This window comes from Delftia sp. WSY_10, assembly GCF_043104705.1.
Lineage (GTDB): Bacteria > Pseudomonadota > Gammaproteobacteria > Burkholderiales > Burkholderiaceae_C > Comamonas > Comamonas tsuruhatensis.
This window is the reverse complement of sequence record NZ_JBICKY010000012.1, coordinates 191,421-203,281: the sequence shown is the minus strand read 5'-3', so window position 1 is coordinate 203,281 and position 11,861 is coordinate 191,421. Positions and strand designations below refer to the sequence as shown.

Annotated in this window: 12 protein-coding genes; all 12 read left to right on the top strand. The window is 66.4% G+C overall.

Annotated elements, in window-relative coordinates:
- Positions 1 to 43: 43 nt before the first annotated feature.
- Complete coding sequence (locus ACF8ML_RS03050; RefSeq protein WP_392406254.1) at positions 44 to 2,062, top strand: hypothetical protein; 2,019 nt, start codon at positions 44 to 46, stop codon at positions 2,060 to 2,062.
- Between the two features lie 219 nt (positions 2,063 to 2,281).
- Positions 2,282 to 2,599 carry an FmdB family zinc ribbon protein gene (locus ACF8ML_RS03045; RefSeq protein ID WP_016445677.1) on the top strand — a complete coding sequence of 106 codons (318 nt, stop codon included), beginning with the start codon at positions 2,282 to 2,284 and terminating at the stop codon, positions 2,597 to 2,599.
- Between the two features lie 16 nt (positions 2,600 to 2,615).
- Positions 2,616 to 3,239, top strand: coding sequence for a DUF502 domain-containing protein (locus ACF8ML_RS03040; RefSeq protein ID WP_016445678.1), 624 nt, complete (start codon positions 2,616 to 2,618; stop codon positions 3,237 to 3,239).
- A gap of 41 nt (positions 3,240 to 3,280) precedes the next feature.
- Entirely contained in the window at positions 3,281 to 5,083 is a 1,803-nt protein-coding gene (gene aspS / locus ACF8ML_RS03035) for an aspartate--tRNA ligase (protein WP_016445679.1), read from the top strand.
- Between the two features lie 78 nt (positions 5,084 to 5,161).
- On the top strand, positions 5,162 to 5,983 hold the full coding sequence (locus ACF8ML_RS03030) for a CsgG/HfaB family protein (RefSeq protein ID WP_212644859.1): 822 nt from the start codon (positions 5,162 to 5,164) through the stop codon (positions 5,981 to 5,983).
- An 8-nt stretch (positions 5,984 to 5,991) separates the two neighbouring features.
- A complete protein-coding gene (gene nudB / locus ACF8ML_RS03025) occupies positions 5,992 to 6,468 on the top strand; it encodes a dihydroneopterin triphosphate diphosphatase (protein ID WP_017406295.1) in 477 nt (158 codons plus the stop codon).
- Positions 6,469 to 6,495: 27 nt separating this feature from the next.
- A complete protein-coding gene (locus tag ACF8ML_RS03020; RefSeq protein ID WP_016445682.1) occupies positions 6,496 to 7,266 on the top strand; it encodes an endonuclease/exonuclease/phosphatase family protein in 771 nt (256 codons plus the stop codon).
- 129 nt (positions 7,267 to 7,395) lie between these two features.
- Entirely contained in the window at positions 7,396 to 8,118 is a 723-nt protein-coding gene (gene folE, locus ACF8ML_RS03015) for a GTP cyclohydrolase I (protein WP_016445683.1), read from the top strand.
- 105 nt (positions 8,119 to 8,223) lie between these two features.
- Entirely contained in the window at positions 8,224 to 9,105 is an 882-nt protein-coding gene (locus ACF8ML_RS03010) for an EamA family transporter (RefSeq protein WP_392406251.1), read from the top strand.
- Positions 9,106 to 9,119: 14 nt separating this feature from the next.
- Positions 9,120 to 9,974, top strand: coding sequence for a DUF429 domain-containing protein (locus ACF8ML_RS03005; protein WP_392406622.1), 855 nt, complete (start codon positions 9,120 to 9,122; stop codon positions 9,972 to 9,974).
- Positions 9,975 to 10,016: 42 nt separating this feature from the next.
- Complete coding sequence (locus tag ACF8ML_RS03000; protein WP_016445686.1) at positions 10,017 to 10,661, top strand: LysE family translocator; 645 nt, start codon at positions 10,017 to 10,019, stop codon at positions 10,659 to 10,661.
- A 97-nt stretch (positions 10,662 to 10,758) separates the two neighbouring features.
- A complete protein-coding gene (locus ACF8ML_RS02995) occupies positions 10,759 to 11,784 on the top strand; it encodes an AraC family transcriptional regulator (RefSeq protein ID WP_392406248.1) in 1,026 nt (341 codons plus the stop codon).
- The last annotated feature ends 77 nt before the right edge of the window (positions 11,785 to 11,861 follow it).

Below are 11,861 nucleotides of genomic sequence, written 5' to 3'. Positions count from 1 at the left end.
ACGGCGGACCTCCGAAATCAAACGCTTGGGAGGAAGCACTGTCATGAGAACACTGGAACTGATTGCGAAGACTTGCCGGCTGAGGCTGCGGACTGCTGCCGGCGTCCGATTGCGATGGGGAGGGCTTGGAGGCGCCTTGCTTGTGCCAGCCCTGTGCGGCCAGGTGGCAATGGCTGCACCGAGGATCCCGGTCGCGCCGGTCATTGTCTGGAGCGAGGATTTCGAAAACTTGCAGACACCCCCCATCGACACGGAGGGGCGGGATCTGCTGGCCTACAAGGGCGCGGCCCCTGCGGGACAGACGTACACCGCCGACCCCCTGTACCGGATGAGCGCCAACCAGTGCAATGGCATAGTGACGTCCTTCAGCCAGGCTCCAGGTTCGACGGTGATGATTGCGGCCTGCTCGGACCATGGCAATTGGAACAACCTGCAGCAGATGGCCGAGGTCGCCGGGCGCTATCAGGGCCAGAGTGCGGCGGCTGCACGCAACAATCACGTCATGGCAATGCTTACAGCGAATGGGACCTTTCCTGCTGGCGCAATTGCCTTTCGCACCGCCACCAATATTGCACAAAGTGCCAGCAGCAGATTCCTCACGGCCCGTACCGATGTGGTGGCGACCTTCTGCTCGTCGGGATTTGTCGCCCCGCTGCTGCGTTTTTCCCTGATCAATGACGCTGGTACGGAGCTGCCCATCTCCACGACCGCGATCAATCCATGCGTGGGTGGACAGTCATTCAATACAACACCTATCGGTATTGCCGGCACCCAGACCGCTGTGGCCCAGACGGTGACTTCTCCGGGAGCACTGCTCTTCAGCGGGACCTCTGTCGGGTTTGTTCTGCACAACGACCAGACCGGCTCCATGGGCAACGATTCGTCGATCGACAACGCGCAGATCATCGACGTGACGCCGCAGCTGGACAAGGCCTTCTCGCCTGCCAGCATCCAACTCGGGCAGGTCTCCCGGTTGACCATGACCATCACCAATACGACCGATCTGCTGCGCAAGCAAGGCTGGTCGTTTACCGACAACCTGCCTGCAGGACTGGTCGTCGAGGGCAATGCCAGCACCACCTGCCCCGGCACGACCGTGCAGGCGGCAGCAGGTGGCAGTACCGTGACCGTGTCCAACGGAGACCTGGCCCAGGGTGCCGCCTTTTGCGAGGTGAGCCTCGACGTGCGTCCGACCGCGACAGGCAGCTTCACCAACGGTCCTTCCAACCTCAGTCTTATTGGCCTGAACCAGCCGGCCACACTGGCTGTGCTGGCGGTTGCGCCAGCGGCCGACATGCAGGCCACCTCCATCACGCTTCCCCTGACCATGACGGTGGGCGCGCCGGTGTCCGGCAGCTTCAGCTGCACCAATGCCGGCCCCAGTGAGGCCACGGCGGCCTCGTGCGTGATCTCCGGCCTGCCCGCCGGGGCGACCACGTCCTGCACACCCAGCGTTCCCACGGCCTCGCCATTGGCATCGGGCGGCAGCATTGCCTGCACGGTGCAGTTCACGCCCACCACAACGGGCACCATCGCGGCCTTGGTGACGGCGAGCAGCAGCACCGTGGATCCGGTGCCGGCCAACAACACCAAGGCACACCCCTTCAATCCCGTGGAGCGGGCCGACATGCAGGCCACCAGCGTCACGCTGCCGGCCACCGCCAACGTGGGTGTTCCCGTGAAGGGCTCTTTCGTCTGCACGAATGCCGGCCCCAATGCGGCGGCCTTTGCCAATTGTTCCATCGCAGGGCTGCCGGCAGATGCCAGCACCTCATGCACGCCTGCGGTGCCGACAGGCACGCCGCTGGCCTCTGGCGCAAGCATTGCCTGCACGGTGAGCTTCACGCCCACCACGCAGGGCAGCCTCACAGCCACCGTGACGGCGGTCAGTGGAACCACGGACCCGGAGCCGGCCAACAATTCGCGTGACCAGGAGTTGGTGGTTGCTGCCGCGTTGGCGCCGGAGCCGGTCCCCGCCACCGGGGTGCCTGCCCTGGTGCTGATGGGCCTGGCCGTCATGCTGGCGGGCCTGGGAACGCAGCGAGGCCGGGTACGGCGCTGAGCACGGATGCGGCAAGCCCCCGGCAGCGGGGGCGGTCGGGCCTGATGGAATGCCAGTCTCCGCGACTGGCATTTCTCATTGGAGGCCACCAGTTGCCGGCCCTGTACGCGCGCCTTGTGGCCTGCCCCGCCTGGGCCATTGGGCTTGAGACAGCCGCAGTATCGGACGGATGCCTATAATCGAAAGTTTTGCATCTTCCCTCGTATTAGCATTAGCGCCATGCCTATTTATGCATACAAGTGTGGCTCCTGCGGTCATGCCAAGGACGTGCTGCGGAAAATCTCGGATGCCCCGCTGACGACCTGTCCGGCCTGCGGGGCCGAGACCTTCTCCAAGCAGCTGACAGCTGCCGGCTTCCAGCTCAAGGGCTCGGGCTGGTATGCGACCGACTTCAAGAACAGCGGTGGCAAGAGCGCCGCCGCACCGGCTCCCGCAGCCGATGCTCCTGCCTCGGATACTTCTGCCGCACCAGCGGCAACTGCGTCCGCGCCCGCTGCGGCCCCTGCATCTGCCTCCGCGCCTGCAACGGCCCATTGATCAAGGCTTGCATTTCATGTCCGCTCTGCGCAAATGGCTGTTCGCCGGCCTGCTGGTGATCGTTCCGCTGGTGATCACGCTGGGCGTGCTCAACTGGATCATCGGCACGCTCGACCAGACGCTGACCATCCTGCCCGAGGCCTGGCATCCGGATCGGTTGCTGGGCTTCCATATCCCCGGCTTCGGTGTCGTGCTGACGCTGCTGATCCTGCTCGTGGTCGGTGCGGCGGCCAGCAACTTCATCGGCCGCAAGCTCGTGTCCTGGGGCGATGCGGTGGTCAGCCGCATTCCTGTGGTGCGCTCCATCTATTCCAGCGTCAAGCAGGTATCCGATACCGTGTTCTCGGACAGCGGCAATGCGTTTCGCACCGCCGTGCTGGTGCAGTGGCCTCGTGAAGGCGTCTGGACCGTGGCCTTCGTCACCGGCTCGCCCAGCGGGGAGGTTGCCGCCTACCTGCGCGACGAATACCTGAGCGTCTTCGTGCCGACCACGCCCAACCCTACGGGCGGCTATTTCGTCATCGTTCGCAAGAGCGATTGCATCGAACTGGAAATGAGCGTGGATGCCGCGCTCAAGTACATTGTTTCCATGGGCGTGGTGACTCCACCGGATCTCGCAGTGCCCGCGGAACCCAAATAACAAACTGTCGCGCCCTTGCCGGGCGCAGGAAGCTTTTCATCATGGCCATGCGCTCCCACTACTGCGGTCTCGTGACCGAAGCCCTGATGGGCGAAACCGTTACCCTGTGCGGCTGGGTGAACCGTCGCCGCGACCATGGCGGTGTGATCTTCATCGACCTGCGCGACCGCGAAGGCTATGTGCAGGTGGTCTGCGATCCCGATCGCGCCGAGATGTTCAAGACCGCCGAAGGCCTGCGCAACGAGTTCTGCGTGCAGGTCAAGGGCCTGGTGCGCGCACGTCCCGAAGGCACGACCAACGACAAGCTCAAGAGCGGCCAGATCGAAGTGCTGTGCCATGAGCTGAACGTGCTCAACGCCTCGGTCACCCCGCCGTTCCAGCTGGACGACGAGAACCTGTCCGAGACCGTGCGCCTGACCAACCGCGTGCTGGACCTGCGCCGCCCCTACATGCAGCGCAACATGATGCTGCGCTACCGCACGGCCATCCAGGTGCGCAACTTCCTGGACAAGGAAGGCTTCATCGATATCGAAACGCCCATGCTGGGCAAGAGCACGCCCGAAGGCGCGCGCGACTACCTGGTGCCCAGCCGCGTGCACGACGGCGAGTTCTTCGCCCTTCCGCAGTCGCCCCAGCTGTACAAGCAGATGCTGATGGTGGCCGGCTACGACCGCTACTACCAGATCACCAAGTGCTTCCGCGACGAAGACCTGCGCGCCGACCGCCAGCCCGAGTTCACGCAGATCGACTGCGAGACCTCGTTCCTGGGCGAAGAGGAAATCCGCGCCATCTTCCAGCGCATGATCACCGAGGTCTTCAAGACCCAGCTGAACGTGGATCTGGGCGAGTTCCCGATGATGACGTACCAGGAAGCGGCCTTCCGCTTCGGCTCGGACAAGCCCGACCTGCGCGTCAAGCTCGAGTTCACCGAACTGACCGAGGTCATGAAGGACGTGGACTTCAAGGTGTTCTCCACGCCCGCCACGACCAAGGGCGGCCGCGTGGTGGCACTGCGCGTGCCCGGCGGCTCGCAGATCTCGCGCGGCGAGATCGACCAGTACACCGAATTCGTCAAGATCTACGGCGCCAAGGGCCTGGCCTGGATCAAGGTCAACGAAGTGGCCAAGGGCCGCGATGGCCTGCAGTCGCCCATCGTCAAGAACCTGCATGACGCAGCCCTTGCCGAAATCCTCAAGCGCACGGGTGCACAGGACGGCGACCTCATCTTCTTCGGCGCCGACAAGGAAAAGATCGTCAACGACTCCATCGGCGCGCTGCGCCTGAAGGTGGGCCACAGCGATTTCGGCAAGGCCAACGGCCTGTTCGAGGACCGCTGGGCGCCGCTGTGGGTGGTGGACTTCCCCATGTTCGAGCACGACGAGGAAAACGACCGCTGGGCGGCCGTGCACCACCCGTTCACCTCGCCCAAGGACGGCCACGAGGAACTCATGGTCACCGATCCGGGCAACTGCCTGGCCAAGGCCTACGACATGGTCCTGAACGGCTGGGAGCTGGGCGGCGGCTCGGTGCGTATCCACCGCGCCGACGTGCAGAGCAAGGTGTTTGACGCGCTCAAGATCTCGCCCGAAGACGCACGCGCCAAGTTCGGCTACCTGCTGGACGCGCTGCAGTACGGCGCCCCCCCGCACGGCGGCCTGGCCTTCGGCCTGGACCGCCTGATCACGCTGATGACGGGCGCCGACTCCATCCGCGACGTGATCGCCTTCCCCAAGACCCAGCGCGCCCAGGACCTGCTGACGCAGGCACCTTCGCCCGTGGACGAAAAGCAGCTGCGCGAGCTGCACATCCGCCTGCGCAATCCGCTGGCGGCCACGCAGGGCTGAGGAGCAGGCTTCACGGCTTGACAGGAACGGCAGGAGCTGGCGCAGCTTCTGCCGTTTTTCTTTTTGCGGAGAGCTTTCATGCGTTTTCAAGGCATTGCATCGGTGGCGCTGGCGTTGGTGGTGTCGGCAGGGCTGGGCCTGTCCGGTTGCGGCGAGAAGAAGACCGAGCTGGGGCAGGGCGGTTCGGAGATCACGGGCTCTGCCGGGCCGCTGGGGGCGAACAACGGGTCGCGCGAACTCGTGCGCTGCGATGCGCCCGTGGCCACGCTGGCCCTGGCCGAGAATCCCAACGGCTACGTCATGGGCTCGGGCTATCAGCTGCCGGCCTCGCCCGTTCCGCTGGTCAAGCTGCTGGCCCAGCAAAGCGGGTGCTTTCGCGTGGTGGACCGGGGAGCGGGCCTGCGCGGCACGGTGCAGGAGCAGGACCTGAAGAATTCCGGCGTGCTGCGCGAGAACTCCACGGTGCGCAAGGGCCGGGGCTACGAGGCCCAGTACACGCTGACGCCCAGCCTGACCTTCAGCGAGCAGGACGCGGGCCGCGGGCTGGCCGGCGTGGTCGCCATGATCCCGGTGCTGCGAGACATTGCAGGGCTGGCCGGCCTGGTCGAGCAGGTCAAGTTCAAGGAGGCGCAGACCGCGCTGCTGCTGTCGGACAACGAAACCACCGAGCAGGTGGCCGCTGCCACGGGTGCAGCCCGCACCACCGATCTGGGCGTGGGCGGCATGGTGCTGGGCCGCCTGGGCGCTGCGGGCGCGGGCTGGAGCAATACCAACGAGGGCAAGGTCATCGCCGCTGCCTTTCTGGATGCGCACAACCAGCTGGTCTTCCAGGTGCGCGCGCTGCAGGCCAAGGAGCTGCCACCGCCGGTGGCCACCAAGGCCGGGCAGGGCAGGAGCTGAGGCCAGCCATGGCCGGCCACAAGATCCCCGAGTCGGTGCTGGTCGTCATCTACCGTGATGACGGCCAGGTGCTGCTGATGCGCCGCACCGCTGCGGCGCCTGAGGGCGGGGAGTTCTGGCAGTCGGTGACGGGCAGCAAGGACCATGAGGGCGAGTCCTGGCGCGAGACCGCGGTGCGCGAGGTGCGGGAAGAAACCGGCATCGATGCCGAGGCGCCCGGCTGCCTGCTGCAGGACTGGGCGCTGGAGAACATCTACACCATCTACCCTGCCTGGCAGCACCGCTATGCGCCCGGTGTATGGCACAACCGCGAGAGGGTTTTCGGGCTGCGGATTCCGTCCTACACCCCTGTGTTCTTGAATCCGAGGGAACATACCGCATCTGCTTGGCATCATTGGCGTGAGGCTGCCCAGCGCTGCTATTCACCGTCCAATGCGGAGGCCATCTTGCTGCTTCCACGTTTTTCCCCAACGAAGCCGGACTGAACCCCTCACCTGCGTTCCCGAACCGCCATGACTGAAAACGCGAATTCCCATCAGGTGGACCCCGGCCCGTCGATACTGCGCGTCGCGACCTACAACATCCACAAGGGCGTGCAGGGCATGGGTCCCGCGCGCCGCCTTGAGATCCACAACCTGGGCCACGCCGTGGAGCAGCTCGATGCCGACATCGTCTGCCTGCAGGAAGTGCGCAAGATGAACCACAAGGAGGCCGCGTACTTCGAGCGCTGGCCCCAGGTATCGCAGGCGGAGTATCTGGCTCCCCTGGGCTATGAAGCCGTCTACCGCACCAACGCCTACACCCGCCACGGCGAGCACGGCAACGCGCTGCTGACCCGCTGGCCCGTGGTGGGCCACCAGCACGAGGACATCTCCGACCACCGCTTCGAGCAGCGTGGCCTGCTGCATGTGGAGGTGGAAGTGCAGAACCGGCGCGTGCACACCATCGTGGTGCACCTGGGGCTGATCCCCGGCAGCCGCGTGCGCCAGGTCTCCCAGCTCAAGCGCTTCATCGAGCGAGAGGTGCCGCCCGGCGCGCCCGTGGTGGTGGCTGGCGACTTCAACGACTGGGGTGGCCAGATCAAGCGCATGCTGGGCGGTTTCGGCCTGTACGAATACGACGAATTGCCCAGCGTGCCCACCTATCCTTCGCGCCTGCCGCTGGCCCAGCTGGACCACGTCTATGTGCGCGGCCTCACGCCGCTGGGCCTGCATGTGCCCAAGGGGCGTATCTGGTGGCGCATGTCGGACCATCTGCCGCTGATTGCGGAATTCCGCCTCTAGCCCTGGCCGCTCTGACACACGCCACTCTTTTGCTATCGAATTGATAGCTTTCGGGGCGGGCAGAACCTGCGTTTGGGTGGAAAATCCCTTGCGTGCCATGCTGCGGGTTTCGCTGTTACCATGCCAGCCATGTTCAGAGAACTCGTCGACATGAAACAAGACAGCCAGGCCGAGGGCACCCCCGTCTCGGTCAAGATCCGCGAACGACTGAAGCAGGCGCAAAAGCGCTTTCATGCGAACGACAACATCTCCGAATTCATCGAGCCCGGTGAACTCGAGCAACTGCTCGACGAAGTCCAGGAAAAGATGCAGGGCGTGCTCGACAGCATGGTCATCGACACCACGCACGACCACAACACGCGCGCCACGGCGCGCCGCGTGGCCAAGATGTATGTCAACGAGGTGTTCCGTGGCCGCTACGTGGCGCAGCCCGCCATCACCGAATTCCCCAACGCCGAGCACCTCAACGAGCTGATGATCGTCGGCCCGATCACGGTGCGCAGCGCCTGCAGCCACCATCTGTGCCCGGTGATCGGCAAGATCTGGATCGGCGTGCTGCCCAACAAGAACACCAATGTCATCGGCCTGTCGAAGTACGCGCGGCTGGTGGACTGGATCATGGGCCGTCCCCAGATCCAGGAAGAGGCCATCATCCAGCTGGCCGACCTGATCCTCGACAAGACCCGCCCCGACGGCCTGGCCGTGGTCATGGAGGCTTCGCACTTTTGCATGTCCTGGCGCGGTGTGCGCGAGATGGACAGCAAGATGCTGAACTCCGTCATGCGCGGCGCCTTCCTCACCAACCCGGAACTGCGCCGCGAGTTCCTCTCGCTGGTGTCCAGCCGCAAGTAAATCCCCGGGGTGGCGTCCCCGGACGCCTCACACAACACCCCAGGCTGCGCAGTGCGCGGCCTTTTTTCTTTCCCGCGCCACGCCCCGCTTTCCCCGGACCTGCCCATGTCGCTGCAAGCCTTTGCCCTGATCATCATTGCCGGCCTCATCCATGCCGGCTGGAACATCGTGGCCAAGAAGGCGGGCGGTGATTCGCGCTTTGCCTTCTTCACCTCGGTCATCATGATGGTGATCTGGGCGCCGCTGGGCTGGTGGGTGGGGCGCGATGTGGTGCCCACATGGGGCCGCAACGAATGGCTGGTGGTGCTGGCCAGCGGCCTGCTGCACGTGGCCTACTACGTGACCTTGCTGCGCGGCTACCGCAGCGCCGATCTCACCGTGGTCTATCCGCTGGCGCGCGGCTCGGGGCCGCTGCTGTCGTCCATGGTGGCCATCCTCTTTCTGGGTGAGCGGATTTCCTCGTTGGGCGTGCTGGGCATTGCCGGCGTGGTGGTCGGCGTCTTCCTGATCGCGGGAGGCCCCGGCCTGCTGCGCGCGCGCCATGATCCCGAAGCCCGCGAACGGCTCAGGATGGGCCTGTGGTACGGCCTGCTGACGGGCGCCTTCATCGCCAGCTACACCGTGGTGGACGGCTACGGCGTGAAGATGCTGCTGATGTCGCCCATCCTCATCGACTACATGGGCAACTTCGTGCGCGTGTTCCTGCTCGCTCCCGTGGTGCTGCGCGACCTGCCCACTGCGCGCAGCCTGTGGCGCACGCAGTGGCGCTTCGCGGCCCTGGTGGCGCTGATCAGCCCCATCGCCTACGTGCTCGTGCTCTACGCCATGCAGGATGCGCCCATGTCGCACGTGGCGCCTGCGCGCGAAGTCTCCATGCTGTTCGCGGCGCTGATCGGCGGGCACATGCTGCGTGAAGGCGATCGCCTGGCACGCATTGCGGGCGCCGTGTGCATTGCCGTCGGTGTGACGGCGCTGGGCCTGGGCTGAGCACCATGGCGGCAATGCGGGTACTGGGCTGCGATTTCAGCAGCCGACCTACGGCGCGCAAGCCCATCACCATGGCCCTGGGCCGCCTGCTGGCTGGGGACACGGTGGTCCTGCAGGATTTGCTGGAGTTCGCCTCGCTGGACGCCTGGGCCGCCTGGCTGGCCCGGCCTGCCGATTCGGCGCAGTCAGCCTGGGTGGGCGGTTTCGACCTGCCTTTTGCCCTGCCGCGCGAACTGGTGGAGCAGCTGTGCTGGCCCACGGAATGGGCGGCCTGCATGGACCACTACGCCGGCCTCACGCGCCAGGCCATACGCGAGCAGTTCAAGGCCTTTTGCGCGGCGCGGCCCGCAGGCGGAAAGTTCGCGCACCGGGCCACGGACGGGCCTGCCGGTGCCAGCCCTTCCATGAAATGGGTGAACCCGCCCGTGGCCTACATGCTGCATGCCGGGCTGCCCTTGCTGCGCGCGGCCGGCGTGCACCTGCCGGGCCTGCAGCCTCCCGGCAAAGGCGATGCGCGCCGCGTGGCGCTGGAAGCCTACCCGGGCATGCTGGCGCGCGCCGTGATCGGCCGCTTCAGCTACAAAAGCGACGAACCCGCACGGCAAACGCCCGAACGCCATCAGGCGCGCGTGCAATTGCTGGCGGCGCTGGAGCGCGGCGACAACCCGCTGGCGTTGCGCCTGCGTATCGACGCCGAAGAAACCCGCAACCAGTTGCTGGCGGACGGCAGCGGAGACCGGCTGGACGCCGCAATCTGCATGCTGCAGGCCGCCTGGGCCGCGGCCCGCCATGCGCAGGGCGATGCGCTCTACGGGTTGCCGCACGACCTGGACCCGCTGGAAGGCTGGATCGTCACGGCCCAGGCCTGATCTGCGCCGCACTGAAATACTCGAATCGGGAAGAGACAAGCGATGCCCACCTTTGAAACCTTGCTGGCCTTTTTCGGCGTGGCCGTGCTGCTGGGCCTGAGCCCGGGGCCTGACAACCTGTTCGTGCTCATGCAATCGGCCCAGCGCGGCTGGCGCGTGGGCCTGTGCGTGGTACTGGGCCTGTGCCTGGGGCTGGTGGTGCATACGGCGGCGGTTGCGCTGGGTTTGGCGGCACTGGTGGCTGCGTCGCCCCTGCTGTTCACCGCCATCAAGCTGTGCGGCGCCGCCTACCTGGCCTGGCTGGCCTGGGGTGCGCTGCGCGCCGTGGCCCGGCCGGGCGAGATGCCGCAGGCCGGCGCAGCCGACCCGCTGACCCCCGCACGGGCGCTGCGCTGGGTGGGGCGTGGCGTGGTGATGAACCTCACCAACCCCAAGGTGCTGATCTTCTTCCTGGCCTTTCTGCCGCAGTTCGCGGACCCCGCGCGCGGCGGCGTGGCCACGCAGGTGATGGTGCTGGGCTGCGTGTTCATGCTGGCGGCGCTGCTGGTGTTCGGTGCCATCGCATGCTGCTCGGGCTGGTTCGGCGTGCTGCTGCAGCGATCCGTGCGTGCGCAGAACTGGCTCAACCGCGTGGCCGGGCTGGTGTTCCTGGGCATGGCGGTGCGGCTGGCGCTGGTGCAGCGCTAGGGCCTGTTCACACTAATGCGGGGCCGTGGCACAGTCCCTCCATGCTTTTTCGCTCACGCCCCTTGGCGCCATGAGCAGCGGCGTCCTCATCAAACCCATGCCACAGACCACGGCCCACACCATTGCCATCGTCCAGGTTTTGCAGATCGTGCAGGGCGTGCAGCGCAATGGCATGGATGTGCCAGCCATCCTGCGCCGCGCCGGCATTGCGCCTGCCCTGCTGGATGCGCCGCTGTCGCGCGTGACCCAGGCGCAGTACGCGGCGCTGATCCGCGTGCTGCGCCGCGTCTGCCGCGACGAGCTGTGGGGCCTGTGCCGCCATCCGCTGCCCGTGGGCAGTTGTGCCCAGGCCTGCCGCACCATGCTGCCCTGCCGCACGCTGGGCGAGGCATTGCAGGCCGGGCTGCGTTTCTACCGCCTGGTGCTGCGCGACTTCGCGCCCCGGCTGCAGGTCGTGGACGGCGTGGCCCGCATTGCCATGGTGTCGCTGCGCGAGCGCGATGCGCCGCTGGCCTATGCCGAGCGGTCCTTCTGCTTTCTGGGCTATGGCGTCATGTCGTGGCTGGTGTCGCGCAGGATAGAGCTGACGGGCGTGTGCGCGCCGGCCGGCGCCAGCATGCCGTATGGCACGGAGGCGCAGCGCCTGTTCCTGGCGCCGCTGCAGCGCGACCGCGACTTCACGGGGCTGGAGTTCGATGCGCGCTGGCTGGAGCTGCCCGTGGTGCAGACCCCTGAGAGCCTGGCCGAATTCCTGGACCAGGCGGCCATGGGCCTGGTCATCCGCTACCGCGACCGCACGCGCCTGGGCGAGCGCATCCGCCGCCTGCTGCGCCGCGATCTGGCGGGCGAGCTGCCTTCGCTGGAGCAGGTCGGCGCCGCGCTGTCCATGACGCCGCAGACGCTGCGCCGCCGCCTGCGCGACGAAGGCCTGGGTTTCCAATCTCTCAAGGACGACCTGCGCCGCGACGCGGCCATCGAGCTGCTGAACCGGCCGGAGCTGACGCTGGCCGATATCGCCGCGCGCGTGGGGTTTGCCGAGGCCAGCACCTTCCACCGCGCCTTCAAGGGCTGGACCGGCCTGCCGCCGGGCGCCTACCGGCAGGCCCAGCATCGCGGCCGCTGATCTTTTTTGCCAATCATTTTGAGACGATCGGCGATTGGTGGCTGAAGGCCTGGTGGCCACACTGTCCATGGACCCTG

Coding starts and splice junctions, on each gene's coding strand:
- ACF8ML_RS03005 (WP_392406622.1), top strand. CDS start 9,120: ATGCGGGTACTGGGCTGCGATTTCAGCAGCCGACCTACGGCGCGCAAG.
- ACF8ML_RS03000 (WP_016445686.1), top strand. CDS start 10,017: ATGCCCACCTTTGAAACCTTGCTGGCCTTTTTCGGCGTGGCCGTGCTG.
- ACF8ML_RS03050 (WP_392406254.1), top strand. CDS start 44: ATGAGAACACTGGAACTGATTGCGAAGACTTGCCGGCTGAGGCTGCGG.
- ACF8ML_RS02995 (WP_392406248.1), top strand. CDS start 10,759: ATGCCACAGACCACGGCCCACACCATTGCCATCGTCCAGGTTTTGCAG.
- aspS (WP_016445679.1), top strand. CDS start 3,281: ATGGCCATGCGCTCCCACTACTGCGGTCTCGTGACCGAAGCCCTGATG.
- ACF8ML_RS03045 (WP_016445677.1), top strand. CDS start 2,282: ATGCCTATTTATGCATACAAGTGTGGCTCCTGCGGTCATGCCAAGGAC.
- nudB (WP_017406295.1), top strand. CDS start 5,992: ATGGCCGGCCACAAGATCCCCGAGTCGGTGCTGGTCGTCATCTACCGT.
- folE (WP_016445683.1), top strand. CDS start 7,396: ATGTTCAGAGAACTCGTCGACATGAAACAAGACAGCCAGGCCGAGGGC.
- ACF8ML_RS03020 (WP_016445682.1), top strand. CDS start 6,496: ATGACTGAAAACGCGAATTCCCATCAGGTGGACCCCGGCCCGTCGATA.
- ACF8ML_RS03010 (WP_392406251.1), top strand. CDS start 8,224: ATGTCGCTGCAAGCCTTTGCCCTGATCATCATTGCCGGCCTCATCCAT.
- ACF8ML_RS03030 (WP_212644859.1), top strand. CDS start 5,162: ATGCGTTTTCAAGGCATTGCATCGGTGGCGCTGGCGTTGGTGGTGTCG.
- ACF8ML_RS03040 (WP_016445678.1), top strand. CDS start 2,616: ATGTCCGCTCTGCGCAAATGGCTGTTCGCCGGCCTGCTGGTGATCGTT.